Genomic DNA, 19,391 nt, shown 5'->3' on the forward strand with positions numbered 1-19,391 from the left:
ATATGAAGAGTTCTTGTTTGAAATAGAGCTAACATAGTTAGCCACTTTTGGATACTAGGTTTGGTTTATTAGCATATTCCTGCTTAATTGCTGACTCTACTATGGGATGACTTCCTTTTGGAAATTAACTATCTTCTGAGCCTCATTTATTACGTGATTTTTAACGGCTCTATCGTTTTGGGCGAAGCGTCAACCAGGCAATACCGAGTAGTAGGGCAATGAAGGTGGATTTAGCAGCGTTGTTATAATTCTTATACTTCATTGATGAGGGTTCGGTATCCCTTGTAGGATAGTCCGCATAGAGTTATTCATCGTTTCATCGCATGATGGATACATCCTCATCATCGGAGATGGTTTTCTCCTGAGGTGGACAAGCGGTACACGTTGCTTCGGTTAATGCTGAGCAGATCCGTCTGCCGGGTCATTCTGAAAATTAGATCTTGCAAGCCAACTTGGCATGTTCTTCTTCCGAGTCCAAGGATATTTGTAGATTTTGGTTCATTTTTTACTATTTGTGGTAATTGTGGTAAGTTATATAAATTAAAATTCTTTTTCTGGATATGAATTGAGAGGTGATTGACTAGAGACTTGTGTACTATCTCTTTATAGTTGAAATGATCTTAATACTCTAATTATCTAAATTTGAGGAGGAAGACAACAAATGAAACGAATCCTTACTTTGCTAACAACTTCAGTTCTAGTACTATCTTTTAATACGGCTACTATATTTGCTGCTGAAAACTTATCAAGTAAACCAAGCGACAACATTACTCAAGAAAGCATGCAACTTACTTCAGATACTGAAGTAAGCCAACTGTTTTTGAACTACATCAATAGTGCACTTGAGAATCAAAGTGAATTAGTCGTAACAGATCCAAGCGGATTAGATATAACAAGAGGGTTTATTGAAATTGCTAATGAAGACATTAAAAATAATGATTATAAGCATATTAGAAAAGTCATTCAAGAACAAAATTTGTCTATTGCATATAGTGAAACTAGTAAGAATGAGCAACTTAATATTCAAAATAAGAGTTCCCTGGCTAGCGTGAGTGGTGAGAGCGTGTCAAAGAAATTTTATCATATAGCAACAGATACCTCAGGGAAGTGGAGAAAAGAATGGGTCACCACAGTTTCAGGGACTTTTTCATATGGGAGTACATTTAAGATTAACTCTACAAGTAATGCAGCTATTAATCTAACTACTGCAAACTTTGGTGCTGGATTTTCTGCATCTCTTAACAATGTTAGTACTTCAAGTTCTTATTCTGGATACGTAGCAACATTTAAAGCTAGTTATAAAATGAAAGCAAGCTTGAGCATACCTATTGGAAATGTCAATGGAATCGTAACTTATGATTTTGGGGACTATATAGATGCCTTTAACGCTTCTCCTTCAGCAATGCAAAATTGAACCTCTGTATGCTAAAATATAGTAGAAAGTATATTTTAGCTATAAGGAGTGAATTACTTATTTTCAAGCCAACGATTAATAGAACGTTTAAAACGGTAAAACTCGCATATATTAATTTAATGCTCTTATTGTATTACAGTTATGTACTTTTGGACCATCAAAGAATAAACAAGTCTCAATATTGGTCTTCAAAAAGTAATATAACTGAAGAAGATATTTATAACATTAGCCAAATGGGTGAATGGGTGTCTAATTTTGAAATGGTATTTTTAGCTTTGTTTATCATCTCCTTTATTGCTGTCTATATTTTCACGCGAAAAAACAAAAAAGCAATAACCAACTTTGCAATACTAAACACTGTACTATTTATTGGGATTGCAATTATAAATATTGTTGTTTATTTTATGGATTTATTACCAATTGGTAACCTCATGCAACCATTAATAATCCCATCTATAATACTTTCACTTCTGTTTGTGTACATTTTTTGGATTAGTTTCCAAGGATGGAGAAAACATGGATAAGCGGAAACCGGCCGATCCCATTCATTTTAAAATGACAGGGTCGGCCTCTTTCCTTGGTCTTCTTTTAGCCAGTAAATCACCCGGCCTATCGCTCGAAATGGATCTATTAAGATTTCAATTTACATCAAACCTCGTTCCAGATCCGCGTCACATTTTCAAAAGCAATCCGGGTTCCTGTCCGGCAATCCTCCATGCCTTCGTATTCTATCGAAATGTAGCCGTCGTAGCCGGAGCTCTTAACGATCCGAAGTATCTCGTACAGATCCAGATCCCCTTGACCGGCAATCGCCCCGCGCAGGTAAGCTCCCCCGGCGCTTTGGAACCAGCCTTCGCCCGGGTTCCGGGAACCGGGGCGAATATAGAAGTCCTTCACGTGAACCATAGAGGCGTAAGGGATGTTGCTGCGAACCGCTGTAACCGGATTCTCGTCCACACACACGAAATTGCCCACATCCAGCGTAGTCTTGAAGTTCAAACGATCCACGGCGTGAATGAGCGCCTGTATACGGTCACTGGCCTGCACGTAATATCCATGGTTCTCGGCACTGGTGGTAATGTCATACTGCTTCGCGTAATCCGCAATCCGCTGGCAGGCACGGGAGATCCGCTCCAGGTCTTCATTAAATCTAGCAATTGACGTGTCCGTCCTTGAAGCCACATCGTGGCGCATTAACTTGGCACCCAGTCGATGGGCACGGTCCACTTCGGAGATAACCCGCTGAATCTCTGCCTCATACTCTTCCTCGGTAGCTGTGATGAAGTTGGCTCCAATGGCATAGTTGGAAATGTCCAGCTTCAGAGCCGAAGCCTTCTCACGGATCTGATCTTCCAGCTCAGGATTCTCGTTAAAGTCATACCCAATCGGAACAATCTCGAAGTGCTCCGCGCCAATACCACGGGTCCACTCCATAACTTCAAGGATGTCCATCTCCCCCGCGGCAAGTGCCTGATACAAGCTGTACGAACTAATCCCCAGTTTCATGACAGTTGCTCCTTATATGACTTGATAAAAGCTACCGCCTGACGGATATCTTCCTCAGGATTCGCTCCAACTTCCCGTTCAATCGTCAGATATCCGGTATAGCCAATCTCCTGTAGTGCCGCGAAATAAGCGGGAAAGTCCACTTGGCCCTGACCAAGCGGAACCTCTTCAAAGGCCGCACCGGAGGCCGCCATTTCGGCGATTCGCTCATGATCCATCGCTCCGTAGCCCAGATAGCCGTACACATCTCTGGGGTCCACCGGACGCAGACGCTTCCCGTCCTTCACATGGGTGTGAACGAGATAATCTCCAAGCAGCTTCACGCCTGCTACTGGATCGTCTCCGGTAACCATGACCATGTTCGCCGGGTCGAAATTCACGGACACGCCGTTGGTGCTGAGCGTATCCAGGAAGCTTTTCAGGTGGGCCGCCCGCTCAGGTCCGGTCTCGATTGCAAAATAAGCGTTCATGCTCTTGGCATACACCCCAAGCTCCTCACAAGCCCGCTGCATCGAGTCATAGATACGGCTGCTTGTATCGTCAGGGACGATGCCGATGTGTGTCGTCACTACATTGGTTCCCAGCTCAGCGGCAAGATCCAGAATCCGCTTGGACTTCTCGATCTTCGCGGGGTTCGCCTCGGCATCCTGGAAGCCGTGACCCGCCAGGTCCCCGCATAGAGCGGAGACTTCAAGTCCGAGGCCCTCAATATAGCTGCGCAGCTCTCTGCGCTGCGCTCCGGTTAAGCGGGCAGGGTCCATCTCGCCGGATACGGCATAGATCTGGACGCCGTCAGCGCCCACTTCCTTGGCTTTTACCAAGCCTTCTCTAACCCCTACGCCAAAGCTGTCAACAATCACGCCGATTTTATTGGTAAGCTTCATCTCTACAGAGCCTCCTTGTTATTCGAAATGAATCTCCCGGCCTTCCTCTGCCGATTGATAGATTGCGTTCAGGATTTTGATCATCTGAACCCCATCTTCCACAGGGCTGTTCGTCTGGATGAGGCCAAGGCAGGCATCGACAAAATGATTGATCTCGTTATCGAAGGCCTCCTGGAAGTTAAAGCCGGGCTCGCTGATCTGCGGCTCAATATTGATGATGGTGTTATGCTTCTCCGTCACAATGGACAGCGCAGGTTCTATTTCCGCCCCGCCTTTATCTCCGTAAATATTCACTTGGGCTGAGTTCTGCTTGGCATGCAGCGAGAAGCTGACATCCACGAGCAGGGAGGCGCCGTTCTCGAACCTGACAAGGGCGTTCGCCATATCCTCAACCGTGTTCAAGGAAGCGTCGTAGTCCGCCGCCTGATAGAAGTTGTAGTTCTCAATGTGGGAGCGGTTGCCCAGCTTGCTGTACGTATTTCCACTGACGGACTTTACTTTGGGTCTACCCATAAGGTACCAGCATAGATCAATGACATGGACGCCGATATCGATCAGAGGCCCGCCGCCAGAGCGGTCCTTGTCCGCGAACCATCCGCCTGGATTACCAAGCCGCCGGATGATGCTCGCTTTGGCAAAGTAAATCTCACCGAGATCGCCGGCATCCATGAACTTCTTGAGTACCCCGATGTTGGAAGCATGACGGCGGACATAGCCGACCTGGAGCAGTCTTCCAGTACGCTGAACCGCTTCTTCGATCTTGAGAGCTTCGTCCACTGTCTTGCACAGCGGCTTCTCGCAGAGCACATCCTTGCCGGCTTCCAGAGCGGCGATGCTGATCTCTGCATGGGTGTTGTTCCAGGTGCAGATGCTGACGGCATTAATCTCCGTGTTCGCAAGCAGGTCATTGTAATTCGTATATACATGAGGGATGCCGTACTTCTTCGCTGTCTCCTGGGCTCTGGCTTGATTCAGATCGCTGATTGCCCACAGCTTGACTTTCGGATTGGCCTGATAAGCTGACAGATGACTCTCGGAAATGGACCCGTTACCGATAAGACCGATCTTGAGTTCGCTCATTGTGTGCGCTTCCATCCTTTCATGATCCGTGGGATGTTTGATACAATACGGTTATAATCAGCTGCACGGATATGTTATATATGTTCATTAATTTAAATTTATCATAGCCGTCATACAGGGGTGAATGTGCAGGGTGACAAAATACCTGGATTATATGATCAGTTCTGATCCGATACGGATCTTCAATCCGGCTGTTGAAGCAAGCAAACGGAAGCTGAAGTCCATTGCTGTAGTCAATGCCGGACATCTTCCCGGCAGAACGCTCCAGCGGAGGGAGGCGGGGTTCAATTATTGGGCCTTCGCCATGATTACGAAAGGTCGTGGATTTTATCAGGTGGATGGCGGCCCAATACAGCAGGTTGAGGCTGGAAGCTGGTTCTGTCTGTACCCGGGAGTCGTGTTTAATTATGGTCCTGATCAGGATGGGTTCTGGGATGAGTATTATTTTACGGTGGAGGGCAGCCGGGTTGCGGAGTGGCTTGAAAGTTGGCTTCCTGATCCATCCCTGGTGAAGAAAGCGGTCATGGATGAGAAGTTCATTCACAAGATGGAAATGACGTTCATGCTCATTGACAGCGGAGTTCCGAGCAATCTCGACCGCGCCGCGATGATGATCGAGGCGTTCATGTATGAGCTCGTCACCCAGCCGGATCGTATTCAGGAGAGCGGCCGGGGAGGGCTGGTGCTCAAGGTGATTGAGGACCTGACGGGGATGCTGCACACTACACCAGAGCCGGCGGAACTGGCTGCCCGGCACCACATTTCCGTTTCGACCCTGCGTAGAATCATCCATGAATACACAGGCTTTCCCTTTAATGAATACATACACCAGCTCAAGGTTGGGGAAGCAAAGAATATCCTGCTCAATACAGACCTCTCAGTCAAGGAGATTGGCGAAGCACTCGGTTACAAAGATACGTTCTACTTCTCCCGAGTATTCAAAAGAATTACCGGCATCTCGCCGAGAAGTTACCGCAGCAGGGGTGGGCAGTGACCCGCTGGAAGATTTATTCAAATTAGGCGTTCAACCAGACTTGCTGCCACGCATAACCTAGAGTGTAAGCATTTTCTTCTGACATTCAAAGGAGCGTGTTAACGATCATGGCGGAACGGGAAAAGCACTATTTTGCGCGCGGCAATACGGCTGCTGGATTATATACGTTGTTCGACTCGGTACTGGCCGGGCTTGATACGGTATTCGTGCTGGGTGGACGTGCGGGGGCTGGGAATGCAAGGGTGCTGCAGGAGCTGGCGGCTGCCTGGAGCAACAGGGGCTGGAGCGTGCATTATATCCATCAGCCCCTGGACAGCCGGCTGCTGGAGGCCGTTATTCTGGAAGATGCGCGAATCGGAGTCGTGGACGGAAATGCATGGGGAGCCGATCCGGTGCTGGAGGGGACGGAGATTCGGTATGTCGATATGGAGAAGGCGCTGGATAAGGAAATCCTGGAGGCTTCCGCTGACGAGCTTGAACAGTTGGATCATCAGATCAGTGCTATCTATAACGAGGCCTACGCTACTTTCCATAAGACCCTGCTGATTCACGATGAATGGGAGAAGTTCTATATCGACAATTTGGACCGGGCAGCTGCGGATCAGATCGCAGCTCAGCTCACCGAAGAATATCTTATTCCAAGTGTGCGGAGTGATGGCGATACGCATCAGGTACAGGTGGTTCATCGATTCCTGGGCGCGGCGACCTGGCAGGGAGCTATCGATTATGTCCCGAACCTGACGAAGGACTTGAATACCCGTATCTTTGTAAAAGGACGCCCGGGCTCCGGCAAATCCACTCTGTTCAAAAAGCTTGCCGCAGAGGCCCAAAGCTGCGGTATCCGGGTTGAAATTTATCACTGCGGCTTCGATCCGAACAGCCTGGATATGCTGATCTTCCCGGACCTCAGCTTAGGCTTATTCGACAGTACCGCGCCCCATGAGCATTTCCCTACCCGCAAGGGGGATTCTATCCTCGATGTCTACAAGCTTGCCATAGCAGACGGAACGGATGAGAAGTACGCGGACGAAATTGCCGGGATCAAGAACCGGTACACAAGCTCGATGAAAGAGGGCATCGCTCTCCTGGAGAGCGCTAAGGACACCCGGGACCTGATTACCGCGATCTATAATGACGCGCTGGATATTCATGCCCTTCATGAATTATCCGCGGAGCTGCTGCGGGAAGTGGATCAGCTGCTCGATCCGTCAGTTCTTCATTGAGATATAACAAGCGGCCTCCTATATGGGGGTCGCTTTTAAGTTTGGTGAAATTACCAATTTGTTCTATAGTAGATTTAGATATGTATGGGGAGGAGTTCTTCTAAATGATGCCCAAGCTTTTTAGGAATAATATGAGTTATTTTATTGGTGTTAGCTTATTTATCATCCTTTTTGACCTCGTTGTTGTTAAGTCTCTATTAGCTAAAAAAGATGACCAACTGCTGTCTATCGCGGTTACGTTAGATTTTGTAGTTGTAATTCCCTTATTACTTTACTTCCTTGTCTATCGAAAACGAAATAAAAAATTCATAGCGGTTCTTCCCTACGCTCTTATAGGTTATATCGCTTTGGCGCTGACGCTGCCGGGCACAAGTCAAGGAACACTTGAGATTGTAAAGTATACCCTCATACCCATAGAGCTTATGTTTCTTTGTTATGAGATATATAAAGTCTACCAAATCGCAGTTAATTTCAGACGAAATTTTACCGCGGGTTCCCATCCGATAGAAACGTTGCGGAGAAGTCTTGAAGCCACATTCAAGGGCCCCAAAATAACATCCTTGCTGGTTCATGATGCCTCTGTCTTTTACTACGCTCTTTTGTCTTGGAGAAAAAAGCCGTATTTACGAAATGGTTCATCTTCATTCAGTTACCATACAAAGTCAAGCTGGCTTATAACTATATTGATGTTATCCAAGGTCTTGATAATTGAAGGCGTTTGTGTTCATCTACTCCTTATGCAGTGGTCACATATCGCCGCATGGGTGCTTTCACTAGGAAATATATATATCATTGTCTTATTCATTGCGGATTACCGGGCTATGCGTTTAAATCCGATTTTAGTTTCACAACAAGACATAAGAATTCAGTACGGCATTCAAATGTCATCGTATATGGATATAGATAATATTGAATCTGTCTCCGTGATTAAATCTGGGGAATTGGCGCAAAAAGACCTGAAAGCATCCATCATGCCCCTTATCATAGAACCCAATGTACTTATACGTTTGAAAAGCAAGATTACGGTTATCCATTTATTTGGAAAAAGGCAAATTGTTGATCAGGTATATCTATTCTTGGATAACCCCCATGAATTCCAAGTGGAATGCCAGAAATTAATGGATCAATCACATCATATTTAATTGCAATGCCAAAAGGACAGCCAACTAAAGGCTGTCCTTTTGGTTAAGTTGTCTACTTTCCTGCAAGGACCCAAGGTCTTACTTCAAGACATAAGGAAGTTCAAAGGTCCATAAGTCCGTCCCGTTCTCCTTGGAATCCGGACGGTCAACACCGAAGTCATTGTCGTTGACGATCACCAGGGTATGACCATTTACCAAGGTGATGCCTTCGATCTTCTCGTTCGGATACTTCAGCTCCACCACGTCCAAAATGGTCCTTTTGCTTGGAGGGACAATACCTGCCTTATCGAGCTCCGCAATGCTGAGCTGCTCCAGCGTTTTCCCGGCCTTGGCGGTATCGTCATACTGCCCGAGGATATTCGTTGCCTTGGACAGGTCGATCTGGTAAATACGCTTAAGCTGGGCTTTGTCGCCCGCGTTCTTGTCACGCTCGTCAATCAGCAGCGTGTTCTCATTAATCACGTTCAGGTCGGAGATGACAATGTCCGACTGCTTCAAATCCTTGAACTGCTTGGCGTCTTCAGCCATGTAAGCATATTCGGCAACTGGCTGCAGCGTAGCCAGGTCGAGCTTGAGAATTCGAAGCGCGCGTGAATTATCAACATTCTTGTCTGGATTCCGAAGCGGGCTCTGCATCGCCATGAACAGCCATTTTCCGTCAGGGGTGATGCCTACGGCTTCCGCTCCCCGGTTTTGGCGGCGGGTGAGGTAAGCGGCTGGAAGCACATCCTTCAGCGGGAGTTCAGGCGTATTCAGCTCGGAGCTGATGCCTTTGGGAGCCAGGCGCTGCAGCAGGGTGCCATCCCTTTTGACCTGTACGAGATAAGGGCCGTACTCATCGGAGATCCAGAATGTATCATCCTTCGGATTGTAGGCGAGACCTTCCACATCAAGTCCATAAGGATCGTAAGAAATGACATTTGCTGCGGCTTTGTCGTAAGGAACTTCATCCCGTGACTTGAGGTTTGGCAGCCCTGTAATGAGGTTCGATCCGGTCACCGGATCTTTGCCGTTAATCTTCAGCGGGATGGTCTCCAGAACCTTGATCTGGCCTTGAACGAGCTGGATTTTGTAAATGGTAGGCGTGTAGTTCGGCAGCGGGAAAGTGCGGCGTGTCGTGCCGTTCACATCAACTTCCCCATTAGGGCCGCGGTCTGCCGTTGTGTAGAAAATATCGTCCGGATCACCCGGAATATGGGCAAGAGAGGAGCCGATCCCGAATTTGATTCCTGGAGCAAGGTCTGGCTGGTTCAGCGTGTATTTGCCAGTAAGCTTGGGCTTAATGGTCAAGGTAACGCTCGTGTGAGCGGTATTCCAGTCTTCATATGTACTGATTGTTGTGTTCTGTCCATTCAGCATATACGAAAGCTCCGCAGCCTGAGCTGTGGAGGACAGAACGGAGGCGCCTCCGACCGAGAGGGCGGCTATTGCGGCGATGATCCATTTTTTTGACGAAGACATAAGTGAAGAAACCCCTTCCAGAATAAAGTAATCGGCATCAGCCGACTGATCAGGTCTATTCTAGTTTTGATTTATTAGTGGAATGTATGTAGATCGTCTAAGTTATGTAAAAACGTAAAAAGAGTATGAAGAGACACGTCTCTTCGTGCTCTCCGAATCTAGAAGTTAAGCGGGCTCTTGGCTGACTCCGCATGCTTCCAGGATGTATTTACTTGCAATGTGCAAATAAATAAGCTATAACTATATCCAAGAGGTGACATACTTTGGAGAACGCGCGCGAACTGTTTCAAATTATGACTCGTCGCTTCGGATTGCTCAATAAGAATTGCTGCAGTGTAGGGGGTTGTGATATCTCCCCTGTTCAAAGCCATATTTTGTATGAGGTTGATCGCCAGCATCATCCTTCTATGCAGCAAGTCGCTGACATTCTTGGGGCGGATATTACAACATTTAGCCGCCAGGTTCAGTCTTTAGTTCGAATGAACTTGATTAAGAAAACAATGGAACCATCCGATCGTCGTGTATATACCTTATCCCTAACAACTGAAGGGAAATATGTAGCAACCACCATTGATCAGCAAATGCAAGCTTACTTGGATGAAGTCTTCTCTTATATGAGTGAAGAGGAACATCAAATGGTCCTTAAGTCCATTAGGCTGATGAATGAAGCGATGGCGAAGTCAGGTAACTGCTGCCGCCCCATCAAGGGGTGATAGCTTTTGTCCAATACTTGCAAAATGCAACTAAATCTAAAATTTGGAGGGGATCAAATATGAACAGACAATTACCTGTAGCCATTGTTGGTGGTGGACCTTTAGCCCTTGCTGCTGCAGCACAGCTTGTAAGAAGAAAGTTGCCTTTTGTTTTATTTGAAAAGGGATCGGACGTTGGAGCCTCTGTCTTAAGCTGGAAGCATGTTCGCATGTTCTCCGCCTGGGAGTTTAATATAGATTCAGCTGCCAGGGAACTGCTTCTACAAAGCGGCTGGCTGGAACCTAATCCAACCGATTTACCGAAGGGATATGATTTGGTGGAGCTCTATTTGAAGCCCCTATCTCAATTAGACTCCATTAAGCCTAATCTATATTTGAACGCTGAAGTCACGGCCGTGTACCGGAAAGACATGGATAGAATGAAGACACTCGGCAGAGAAAAGGCTCCTTTTATTCTGGAATATAATCAAGATGGCCTCACTGGAAAAGTTGAAGCTTCAGCGGTCATTGACGCCACCGGCACCTGGTTATCTCCAAATCCCATGACAGCGAGCGGGAGGATTTCCGTCGGGGAACTTAAATATTCGGAACATATTCGCTATGGCATACCGGATATCTTGGATACGGATTCTAGGAAATATGCCGGCAAAAATGTGGCTGTCATCGGCAGTGGTCATTCCGCAATCCAATCCCTTACTCTTCTTCACCAGTTGCAGCAGCGTGAGGAACAAACCCAAATCCATTGGGTCTTAAGAAAGCAGCAAGTGAGTGAAGCCTTTGGAGGAGGCGAAAATGACGGTCTGCTGGCACGCGGAGAACTCGGATTGAAGGCCAATAGGTTTGTTCAAGAGGGAAAGGTGAAAGTGCATACCCCTTTTCTTGTTCAGGAAGTTAGAGAAGATCATGGCACCCGGAAGCTCACTCTTATAGGACGACAAAGCGGAGAGCAATCTGAGATTCCTCACCTGGACGAAATTATTGTGGCTACCGGCTCGCGGCCAGACTTCTCCTTCCTAAGTGAGCTTAGATATACCACGGATTCAGCGATTGAATGTGTTGCACAGTTAGCGAATCTCATTGACCCTAACATTCATAGCTGTGGGACGGTTCGGCCACATGGTGAAGCAGAATTGCGGCAACCTGAGAAGAATCTGTACATTGTAGGCGCTAAAAGTTATGGGCGTGCTCCAACCTTTCTGCTTGCCACGGGTTATGAACAGGTTAGAAGCGTTGTAGCTGCTCTTGCTGGAGACTTCGTGGCTGCCCGCAAGGTCAAGCTGAAGCTTCCTCAGACTGGGGTTTGTTCGGTCTCCAAGCGAAATATTTCAGTTCAAGCAGAAACAGGGTGCTGTGGTTCAATAGTACCGGATTCTGAATGTGGGCCGAAGAGCTGCTAGTTATTTCCCGAATTCAACAAACTGGGCAATCCGGTTCTTAATGGCATCACGAACTTGATTAAATTGAGCCGTAATTTCTTCATCGGTTCCCGTGGCTTTGGCCGGATCATCAAAACCCCAATGCCATTTGGTGACGTTAGGATTGGAAATCACAGGGCAATGTTCATCCGCGTGGCCGCAAAGCGTAATCACATAATCCGCACGATTCAGAATTTCCGGATCGATAACATCCGAGGTATGGCTGCTGATATCAATGCCCGCCTCTTTCATAGCTTGCACGGCCCGTGGATTTAATCCGTGGGCTTCCAGACCAGCACTTTTCACCTCATATTTATCTCCACCAAGTGCTTTCAGGAAGCCGTCTGCGATCTGACTCCGGCAAGAATTACCCGTGCACAAGAAATATACAAGTTGTTTTTCTTTCATGATTTAAATCTCCTTTAATTGTTTTTGGATGGGTGGGTATAGGATTTGCTGGTACCCCGTTGGCTTTTTCTATCCAGAAGCTTCTTTATCCCCCACCAGACGGCTAAGAGACAAACAAAAATTCCCGCGATGGCAATCCATAGATTGACCGAAGTGGCTTGGATAAAAGACAGCCATAAGTAAAGACCGGTCAAAGTGATGACAAGTGTTGGAACGGTTAAAATGAAGCCAATTTTGAAATAGGTTCCCCAACCAATTTTAACGCCTTTCTGTGCCAAAACATGCAGCCACAGCAATGTAGCTAATGAACCAATCGGGGTGATTTTAGGTCCTAAATCTGATCCGATCACATTAGCATAGATAAGTGATTCGCGAATAAGGCCCTCCGCTGAGGTTGCTTTGATCGCAAGCGCGTCAATCATAACCGTAGGCATGTTGTTCATAATGGACGACAAAATGGCTGCAATAAATCCTGAGCCCACCGTGGAGATAAATAACCCCTGGTGGCTAACCGCTTCAAATAGTCTGCCTAATTCATCTGTCAGGCCCACATTTCGCAATCCATACACGACAATATACATGCCGATGGAGAAGACTACGACAGCCCAAGGAGCTCCTTTAATAAGTGTCCAAGTGTGGATCCGAGGACTCCTCTTAGCACAAAGGATAAAGACGATAGCGGCAATTCCAGCGATTGCGGAAACAGGAATATTTATAAACTGACTGCACATGTATGCGGCCAGCAAAACACCAAGAATTATCCAAGCTAAGCGAAACAAACGCCGATCCTTGATTGCTTTTGAAGGAATCTTTAGCTGCTGGACTTCATAGTGGACGGGTATACTTCTTCTGAACATTAGCAACAGCATGATCAGGCTTCCTGCGATCGAGAACAAGGTGGGTATAATCATCCTGCTGGCGTATTCCATAAAGGAAATGCCGAAAAAGTCGGACGAAACAATGTTCACCAAATTACTGATTACGAGCGGCAAGGAGGCTGTGTCTGAGATGAAACCGCTTGCCATGATAAAAGGCAGGATCATCCGCTCATTAAAATTAAGTCCTCGCACCATTGCCAGTACAATAGGAGTCAGAATCAAGGCAGCCCCATCGTTGGCAAATAGCGCGGATACGGCAGCTCCGAGCAAGATGACATAGACAAACATTAGCCGCCCATTTCCCCTGGCGAATCTGGCCACATGTAAAGCTGCCCATTCAAAGAAACCAATTTCATCTAGAATGAGAGAAATCAAAATAATAGCCACGAAGGTTAGAGTTGCGTTCCACACAATAAGGGTTACATCCCAAGCGTCAGAAAACTGAACAACTCCGCAGCATAGAGCCAGAACGGCTCCCCCTGCGGCGGACCACCCAATGCTTAAGCCTTTTGGCTGCCAAATAACGAAGGTTAATGTAACAAGAAAAATAGCAACAGCGATGATTAACATAAGACCTCCGTAGATTAGTTACATGATAAGCCGGTATGGCCCTCGAGCTTAGATTTCATACAGGGCAGCTGGTTAATCACACTTTCCAGATATGGTTTATCCTCTACATTCAAGGAATAATAAACCCACTGGCTTCGTTTAGTCTCATTAACCAAACCACCTAATTTTAATTTTTTTAAATGCTGACTTACGTTAGGCTGGCTTGTCTCCAATATATCCACGATGTCACAGACGCACATCTCTCGTTCCTTTAATAGAGCCATAATGGTCAGTCTTGTTTTATCAGCGAGCAATTTCATATGATCTGACATTTCATCAATGGTGCTCACTACCATTAACATCTCTCCTTAATGGGAATCTTAATCTAGTCCATATATACGGACTGAATTATATAATCATTAAAGAATATAATCAACCAGTTATATTGTTTATATTAAGATTAGCTTCTGATGCCAGAAGTAGAGTATAGTAGGAGTATCTGAGAATATATTCCAGGGGGGGCTATAGCTATGTCACAGGAGATCTGGATTAACCTGCCGGTCAAAGATGTTGAGCGGTCAACCGCTTTTTTCAATGAGATTGGATTCCAAGCGGAGAGTGTGGGTAACGAGAGAGCCAAGCTTGCCATAGGCGGGACAACGATTCTGCTGTTCCCGGATGCGGCGTTTGAGAAATTCACAGGTTCAAAAATCGCGGATACTTCCCACAGCGCTGAGGTGATATTCTCCATTGGCGCTGACAGCAGAGAAGATGTAGATGCCTTTATTCAAAAAGTAGAGTTAGCCGGAGGGCACATCTTTGGCAAGCCGAGTGAAATTGACGGCTGGATGTACGGCACGGGATTTGCCGACCTGGACGGTCACCGCTGGAACCTGCTGTACATGGATGAGAGCAAAATGCCGAAACGCTAAAATGGAAACACCGGTCACCTGCTTAAGGTGACCGGTGTTTTTTACACCCCTATAATCTCATATTTATAAGTCGGCGATTCGGATAAAATGGCGCAGCAGATCCGTTGTGTCGATCAGGGAGAGGAGGCTACCGATTGATCGCCGCGGCAGCCTCATGGTTGTTTTGCTGAGCATTTGTATCCGCTCAAAAATTAAAATATTGTCGGTACCATTCCTCCATCCATGCGGATCGGGGAGCCTTTGAAGGCGGAGGCCATCGGACTGCAGATGAAAGCAGTCAATCGGCCGATCTCCGCAGGTCTGATAAACCTTTGGATTTCTGATTGAGGCAGGTTCTTCGTCATAAAGTCCTTCTCTTTAGCCTCGAAGGTCATCTCTTCGTCCGAATAAATGCTCTCGATGATCTGCTGCACGTTCTCGGAGAGGGTCGGTCCAGGCAGGATTGTATTCACAGTAACCTCGGTGCAGCGGGTCAGCTTGGACAAGCTCTTGGACAATGACAACAGCATGGATTTGGTCACGCCATATTGAGGCATCTGTCCCGAAGGCATGACGGCTTCCTCGCTCGCGATGAAGAGGATGCGGCCGTATTCGCGGCTCAGCATGGAGGGTAAATAAAACTTGGTTAAGTCGTTGGCTGCGAGAAAGTTCGTACGGAAGTATTTCTCCCATACGTCATCGTCTACATCGTCATAGGACATGATCTCATAGATGCCCATGCTGTTGACGAGAATATCAACGTGGGGGAAATTTGCGAGTAAAGCATCTCTTTGCCTTGAATCGACGAGGTCGGCCGCTGCATTTCGAGGTTCCGTCTCCGGAACGCCGCTTGGATCTCCGCGACCGTGCGCTCTACGTCATCGTTGTTCCGACCATTTATGAGAACATGAACGCCTTCCCTGGCAAGTTCGAGGGCAATCGCTTTTCCTATGCCTCTGGTTGATCCCGTTACTAAAGCCGTCTTATTCTTCAATCCCATATCCATCTGCCTGCACTCCCTATGTCTAGTATAGGGATAATGGTACTTCATTTCGCCTACTCGGTAACTAGCGCCGAACGCCATTGCTCTTGCGCAATGCGCCAATTGGCGGGAGTCTCCCCTTCCCATGACCGGAATGCGCGATAGAACGAATTCTGGTCCTCGTAGCCGACGAGAAAAGCGACCTCTTTGATGTCCAGCGACGGGTCTGCCAAGTAAGCGACAGCTTTCTCGCGCCTGGTTTGCGACAGCAGCTGCTTGAAGCTTGTGCCTTCGTCCGTCAGCCTGCGCTGCAAGGTGCGATCGCTCATCCCCAGTTCGAAGGCTACGGTCTGAATGTCGATCCGCCCTCGAGTTAGGGATCGCGACAAGATCCACTTCACTTTAGCGCTCACAGTGAGCTGGCTCTGTCGTTCGTCCAGCGAACGATCCAAGGCGGGGGTCAGAATCTCGAGAAGCTCTTCGTTGTACGACGCGAAGGGACGGTCCAGATCATCGCGATTCAGCATTAGCCGATTGCGGTCCATCCCTATCTGAACGCGGCAGCCGAAATAACCTTCAAGGGCTTGAACGTCGCCCATAGGGTGTATGAATTCGACGGAACGAGCCGTCAGATGACGGCCGGTTCCCCGGCGCCCGAGCTCAAGCAGATAGGCTAGCGTGATGCCGACAAGCACCGGCGGTCCGGGTTGCTCGGCATCCTGCCACTCCAATTCAATCGAGCATTGCTCGCCTTCTTCCTGGATGCGCAAATTTTCCGGAGGGCACATTTGCTTATAGCGCGCCATTCGGTTCAACGCGTCCCTGTAGTCTTGAGCGTGGAAGGTCGCCAAAGCGGCTGGCGGATACTGAGCCGTCTCGTAGGCGGTCGCAAGCTTAACGATTCCCATAGCGGTGTCTCCGACTAGTTCGGAATAGGCTTGCCAAATTGAATAATATTGTGCTGTCGTGACTAACGGCTCGTTGATAATGGTTAGCGGTAGACGGGCTTGACGCGCTACGTCAATAGGTTCTACCCCTATTCCTCTCAGGTTAGTCCAGAAGCCTGGCGTGATCTTGATACGGTCTGCGGAAGAAGAGTTCATGGCTGTCGGCCTCCAAGGTTAAAATCCAATTGCAAATGGTCCACGGAGCCCGTGGACCATTGATTTATTTGATTATAGCCTATCCGGACGAGGTAAGGCCACCGGTTAATTAGTTCGCGGTGCCCTCTGGAGTTTTCTAGCCTAGCGTTGCCGTTTTAATCGAATTAAACTCATCACAAAGAATATGACGACTAAGAGTAAGATGAATATTCTATCTAGATTCGGAAGAACCCGCTCATATGCGATTATTCTTTGCTCATTAAAAAAAGTGAATTTCTCATAAAAAAGATGATATCGAACATAGTGATCTCTGCCGGAAGCATCTAGAATAGCGATATCCTTTACTTCGTTTGTAATCCAGCAAGAAAAAAGGTACAGGAGTAGAAGAACAAATATTGTTGTGAATTTTCTCATGCTAACCTACCTTGGCTTGTCATATATTGTGTGAGGGTTCTTTTCATGGGTGTTCCTCCTTTGGTTCGGGATCTACTAATTTAAACAGCTAGAAATCAATATAGTTTTTTGCAAATCAGTAAAAGCAGGCGGAACGGGTTATCATAACATGAATCGCATTCATTTTTTTGCTACAATAGAGTTCGAGTGATTAATATCACACTGCAGGCTAAGACATAACAAGATAAAGATGATTACATATCAGAAATGGGAGGATTTAAGCATGAACGTATCAGAAGCGATTCGGAATAGAAGAAGTATCGGGAAAGTGAAGCAGAATGAAATCCCTGCCCAGTCCATAGAACGCATTCTGGAAGCAGGGACATGGGCGCCGAACCACCGCCTGACTGAGCCATGGCGTTTCTTCGTACTTAGAGGTGAGGGCCGCGGATTGCTTGGAAACGCCCTGGCGGAAATTGCGCTGGAGAAGTTCGAAGACTCGAATTCACCAGAAGCCCTGAAGGCCGTAGAATCAGCCAAGAACCAGCCGCTTCGCGCGCCAGTCATCATAACCGTGGCTGTAGCACCGGTGGATAAGGCAGGAGTCATTGAGCTTGAGGAATATGGCGCCGTCTTCGCCGCCATTCAGAACATGCTGCTTGAGATTCACAGTCTAGGTCTAGGAGCCGTGTGGAGAACCGGGGCTCCATGCTTTAGTCCGAAGATGAACGAGCACTTCGGTCTTCGTCCGCAGGATAAAATGCTTGGGTTCATCTACCTTGGAGAGCCCGATGTGACGGACCTGCAGGGTAAGCGCACTCCATTCCAGGAGAAGACGGTGTGGGTCGATACTCCAGAGAAGCTTGAGGCTCAGGAGTAGACAAGAATACATCCAGAGGATCACCTGATAATGAGAAGGGGGTATCCCATAAGCCATGCACATGGCTACGGGATGCCCCCTTCAATCATTAACATGCACTTACTCGTCCCTGCATCTGGGCCTGATCAGCATTCATTGCTGTATGCCCGATATATTCTGAATGGATCGCCGTTCTGGCGATCTATTACCATGACTTAAGTTCTGTTCTTTTCCAAGTGTCCTTGGCGACACAAATGTAAATATAATTGTCATCCCATACAATATCTCCAACATTCCCTGAGGCGTGTGCGGATTCTGGTGTGCTGGATTTCCGAATACGAATGCGATCACCGTTGACATCAAGCTTACTTTCCGGCTGGGTAGTTCCAATTCCAACATCGCCTTTTTGTCTGCTTATGGTCACAGCACTATCCATGGCTTTGCCTTGATCATCATAGCGGATAATGTTGAAGTCCGCTCCGGCATTCCCGCCCTTTTCTCCGCTGCTTGCCCGAAGTGTCCAGAGCGGAGTCGTTACGTTGTTCGTATCATTTTTGGCGAATTGGATATCTTTATCTTCTTTTGAAGCTACCCGGAGAATGCCGTCCATCACGTTAAAATTGGAGGAATGGGTTCGAATATCCGCCACGTCGGTGTCATAAGGAATCTCGAATCGGGTGAACAACTCATCCTTATGCTGGCCTGTAGGCGACATCGTTGTCTCAATTGAAATGTGCTTGTGATCGTGCTGCTCAGGATTATTCGCTTTATCGTGAGATATGATGGCCGTCTTGTCAACGCCCTTCTCGTCAGCCCAGGAAATTGCGGGTTTAGCTTGAGCTGCGGTCCATTGCAACCGGATCAAATCCGACAAATGCCCATCAGCAGCGATCCATTGTTTATTTGTAGACAGGTGAATCCGTTCATTCTCTGGCAAAGCTAATCCTCCCCCAGGCAAGGAGGACTCCGTAAAAGAGGAACTTGCTGAGGAGCTCTGAGCCGCGCCAAATAATTGGCAGCCTCCCAGGATACTAAGGCTTGCCGCTAGAAGGGTCAGGGAAATCCATTTTACTAGCTTCATTTCATAATTCTCCTTTTTCTAACATTTTTGGGCTTTACAATAGAAATGATTCTATTATTCTACATAAAAGGCAATAGGGAATAGGGATCAGTTATGTATTTATCCATATTATGTAAGCGTTAGCAGCAAGAATATTTTTAGGGAATAAGCCTTATAAGAAATCATTAAATTGATAGCTGGCGGGCGGCTACTCGCTCACAATCAATGGAAGCCGGGTGCATGGATTGTAAAAGACAAACAGCAAGTCTCGGGGGTAACCGGGAGACTTGCTGTTTGTCTTGGTTTCTATTGTTGGATCAGGGATTACAGGCTGTCTCCATTTCAGAGAAAGACGCTTGTGGAACAGCTCCGTTAGGCTTCGTTCCGGTCCGTTACCCTGCCCTCAAGCAGCAGAA

Annotated in this window: 17 protein-coding genes and 1 pseudogene; 8 read left to right on the forward strand and 10 right to left on the reverse strand. The window is 47.2% G+C overall.

The annotated features are described in order from the left end of the window. Positions 1-661 precede the first annotated feature (661 nt). Positions 662-1,414, forward strand: a complete 753-nt coding sequence (locus ACRRNK_RS01970; RefSeq protein WP_433945153.1) for a hypothetical protein — start codon at positions 662-664, stop codon at positions 1,412-1,414. Between the two features lie 648 nt (positions 1,415-2,062). On the opposite strand, the gene ACRRNK_RS01975 is transcribed toward ACRRNK_RS01970, so the two are convergent. Genes ACRRNK_RS01975 through ACRRNK_RS01985 form a run of 3 tightly spaced genes read right to left on the reverse strand, consistent with a single transcriptional unit; the run spans position 2,063 to position 4,884 of the window. Further along, positions 2,063-2,920, reverse strand: coding sequence for a sugar phosphate isomerase/epimerase family protein (locus ACRRNK_RS01975; RefSeq protein WP_433945154.1), 858 nt, complete (start codon positions 2,918-2,920; stop codon positions 2,063-2,065). After that, the gene (locus ACRRNK_RS01980) at positions 2,917-3,804 is read right to left on the reverse strand and encodes a sugar phosphate isomerase/epimerase family protein (protein ID WP_433945155.1); all 888 of its coding nucleotides are present in this window, start codon (positions 3,802-3,804) and stop codon (positions 2,917-2,919) included. Before ACRRNK_RS01980 ends, ACRRNK_RS01975 begins: the two co-directional genes overlap by 4 nt. A gap of 18 nt (positions 3,805-3,822) precedes the next feature. Further along, positions 3,823-4,884: a Gfo/Idh/MocA family protein gene (locus tag ACRRNK_RS01985; RefSeq protein ID WP_433945156.1), complete on the reverse strand. Its 1,062-nt coding sequence runs from the start codon at positions 4,882-4,884 to the stop codon at positions 3,823-3,825. A gap of 124 nt (positions 4,885-5,008) precedes the next feature. Between ACRRNK_RS01985 and ACRRNK_RS01990 the strand changes: the two genes are divergently transcribed. The 3 genes from ACRRNK_RS01990 (at position 5,009) to ACRRNK_RS02000 (ending at position 8,243) form a co-directional block, all read left to right on the forward strand. Further along, the gene (locus ACRRNK_RS01990; protein ID WP_433945157.1) at positions 5,009-5,878 is read left to right on the forward strand and encodes an AraC family transcriptional regulator; all 870 of its coding nucleotides are present in this window, start codon (positions 5,009-5,011) and stop codon (positions 5,876-5,878) included. A 107-nt stretch (positions 5,879-5,985) separates the two neighbouring features. After that, the gene (locus ACRRNK_RS01995; protein ID WP_433945158.1) at positions 5,986-7,101 is read left to right on the forward strand and encodes a hypothetical protein; all 1,116 of its coding nucleotides are present in this window, start codon (positions 5,986-5,988) and stop codon (positions 7,099-7,101) included. Between the two features lie 104 nt (positions 7,102-7,205). Further along, positions 7,206-8,243 carry a hypothetical protein gene (locus ACRRNK_RS02000; RefSeq protein ID WP_433945159.1) on the forward strand — a complete coding sequence of 346 codons (1,038 nt, stop codon included), beginning with the start codon at positions 7,206-7,208 and terminating at the stop codon, positions 8,241-8,243. 78 nt (positions 8,244-8,321) lie between these two features. Here the strand turns inward: ACRRNK_RS02000 and ACRRNK_RS02005 are convergent, their stop codons facing one another. Next, positions 8,322-9,704 carry an esterase-like activity of phytase family protein gene (locus ACRRNK_RS02005; RefSeq protein WP_433945160.1) on the reverse strand — a complete coding sequence of 461 codons (1,383 nt, stop codon included), beginning with the start codon at positions 9,702-9,704 and terminating at the stop codon, positions 8,322-8,324. Positions 9,705-9,967: 263 nt separating this feature from the next. Between ACRRNK_RS02005 and ACRRNK_RS02010 the strand changes: the two genes are divergently transcribed. Continuing rightward, positions 9,968-10,417: a MarR family winged helix-turn-helix transcriptional regulator gene (locus ACRRNK_RS02010; RefSeq protein WP_433945161.1), complete on the forward strand. Its 450-nt coding sequence runs from the start codon at positions 9,968-9,970 to the stop codon at positions 10,415-10,417. Between the two features lie 59 nt (positions 10,418-10,476). Next, positions 10,477-11,814, forward strand: a complete 1,338-nt coding sequence (locus ACRRNK_RS02015; protein WP_433945162.1) for an NAD(P)-binding domain-containing protein — start codon at positions 10,477-10,479, stop codon at positions 11,812-11,814. Here the strand turns inward: ACRRNK_RS02015 and arsC are convergent, their stop codons facing one another. The 3 genes from arsC to ACRRNK_RS02030 are packed head-to-tail and all read right to left on the reverse strand — an operon-like array spanning position 11,815 to position 14,029. Further along, positions 11,815-12,240, reverse strand: a complete 426-nt coding sequence (arsC, locus tag ACRRNK_RS02020; protein WP_433945163.1) for an arsenate reductase (thioredoxin) — start codon at positions 12,238-12,240, stop codon at positions 11,815-11,817. It lies immediately after the preceding gene. A 14-nt stretch (positions 12,241-12,254) separates the two neighbouring features. Next, the gene (locus tag ACRRNK_RS02025; protein WP_433945164.1) at positions 12,255-13,688 is read right to left on the reverse strand and encodes an arsenic transporter; all 1,434 of its coding nucleotides are present in this window, start codon (positions 13,686-13,688) and stop codon (positions 12,255-12,257) included. Positions 13,689-13,702: 14 nt separating this feature from the next. Continuing rightward, a complete protein-coding gene (locus ACRRNK_RS02030; protein ID WP_433945165.1) occupies positions 13,703-14,029 on the reverse strand; it encodes an ArsR/SmtB family transcription factor in 327 nt (108 codons plus the stop codon). Between the two features lie 168 nt (positions 14,030-14,197). On the opposite strand from ACRRNK_RS02030, the gene ACRRNK_RS02035 reads away from it, so the two are divergent. Beyond that, positions 14,198-14,599 (forward strand): VOC family protein, encoded by a 402-nt coding sequence (locus tag ACRRNK_RS02035; protein ID WP_433945166.1) that lies wholly within the window; start codon positions 14,198-14,200, stop codon positions 14,597-14,599. Positions 14,600-14,790: 191 nt separating this feature from the next. Here ACRRNK_RS02035 and ACRRNK_RS02040 read toward each other — a convergent pair. After that, a pseudogene (locus ACRRNK_RS02040) lies at positions 14,791-15,584 on the reverse strand (SDR family NAD(P)-dependent oxidoreductase). A gap of 50 nt (positions 15,585-15,634) precedes the next feature. Then, complete coding sequence (locus tag ACRRNK_RS02045; protein ID WP_433945167.1) at positions 15,635-16,663, reverse strand: AraC family transcriptional regulator ligand-binding domain-containing protein; 1,029 nt, start codon at positions 16,661-16,663, stop codon at positions 15,635-15,637. A gap of 676 nt (positions 16,664-17,339) precedes the next feature. Here ACRRNK_RS02045 and ACRRNK_RS02050 point away from each other — a divergent pair. Continuing rightward, complete coding sequence (locus tag ACRRNK_RS02050; protein ID WP_433945168.1) at positions 17,340-17,936, forward strand: nitroreductase family protein; 597 nt, start codon at positions 17,340-17,342, stop codon at positions 17,934-17,936. 184 nt (positions 17,937-18,120) lie between these two features. Here the strand turns inward: ACRRNK_RS02050 and ACRRNK_RS02055 are convergent, their stop codons facing one another. Beyond that, a complete protein-coding gene (locus ACRRNK_RS02055; protein ID WP_433945169.1) occupies positions 18,121-18,996 on the reverse strand; it encodes a hypothetical protein in 876 nt (291 codons plus the stop codon). Positions 18,997-19,391: the final 395 nt, after the last annotated feature.

It is taken from the genome of Paenibacillus sp. SN-8-1, from assembly GCF_050995535.1.
In the GTDB taxonomy this organism is placed as follows: Bacteria; Bacillota; Bacilli; order Paenibacillales; family Paenibacillaceae; genus Fontibacillus.

Bases quoted from the DNA above. Each gene is read 5' to 3' on its own strand.
- ACRRNK_RS02030 (WP_433945165.1), bottom strand. From the start codon at position 14,029: ATGTTAATGGTAGTGAGCACCATTGATGAAATGTCAGATCATATGAAA.
- ACRRNK_RS02055 (WP_433945169.1), bottom strand. From the start codon at position 18,996: ATGAAGCTAGTAAAATGGATTTCCCTGACCCTTCTAGCGGCAAGCCTT.
- ACRRNK_RS01990 (WP_433945157.1), top strand. From the start codon at position 5,009: ATGTGCAGGGTGACAAAATACCTGGATTATATGATCAGTTCTGATCCG.
- ACRRNK_RS02000 (WP_433945159.1), top strand. From the start codon at position 7,206: ATGATGCCCAAGCTTTTTAGGAATAATATGAGTTATTTTATTGGTGTT.
- ACRRNK_RS02035 (WP_433945166.1), top strand. From the start codon at position 14,198: ATGTCACAGGAGATCTGGATTAACCTGCCGGTCAAAGATGTTGAGCGG.
- ACRRNK_RS02045 (WP_433945167.1), bottom strand. From the start codon at position 16,663: ATGAACTCTTCTTCCGCAGACCGTATCAAGATCACGCCAGGCTTCTGG.
- ACRRNK_RS01995 (WP_433945158.1), top strand. From the start codon at position 5,986: ATGGCGGAACGGGAAAAGCACTATTTTGCGCGCGGCAATACGGCTGCT.
- ACRRNK_RS02015 (WP_433945162.1), top strand. From the start codon at position 10,477: ATGAACAGACAATTACCTGTAGCCATTGTTGGTGGTGGACCTTTAGCC.
- ACRRNK_RS01975 (WP_433945154.1), bottom strand. From the start codon at position 2,920: ATGAAACTGGGGATTAGTTCGTACAGCTTGTATCAGGCACTTGCCGCG.
- ACRRNK_RS02005 (WP_433945160.1), bottom strand. From the start codon at position 9,704: ATGTCTTCGTCAAAAAAATGGATCATCGCCGCAATAGCCGCCCTCTCG.
- ACRRNK_RS01970 (WP_433945153.1), top strand. From the start codon at position 662: ATGAAACGAATCCTTACTTTGCTAACAACTTCAGTTCTAGTACTATCT.
- ACRRNK_RS01980 (WP_433945155.1), bottom strand. From the start codon at position 3,804: ATGAAGCTTACCAATAAAATCGGCGTGATTGTTGACAGCTTTGGCGTA.
- ACRRNK_RS01985 (WP_433945156.1), bottom strand. From the start codon at position 4,884: ATGAGCGAACTCAAGATCGGTCTTATCGGTAACGGGTCCATTTCCGAG.
- ACRRNK_RS02025 (WP_433945164.1), bottom strand. From the start codon at position 13,688: ATGTTAATCATCGCTGTTGCTATTTTTCTTGTTACATTAACCTTCGTT.
- ACRRNK_RS02050 (WP_433945168.1), top strand. From the start codon at position 17,340: ATGAACGTATCAGAAGCGATTCGGAATAGAAGAAGTATCGGGAAAGTG.
- arsC (WP_433945163.1), bottom strand. From the start codon at position 12,240: ATGAAAGAAAAACAACTTGTATATTTCTTGTGCACGGGTAATTCTTGC.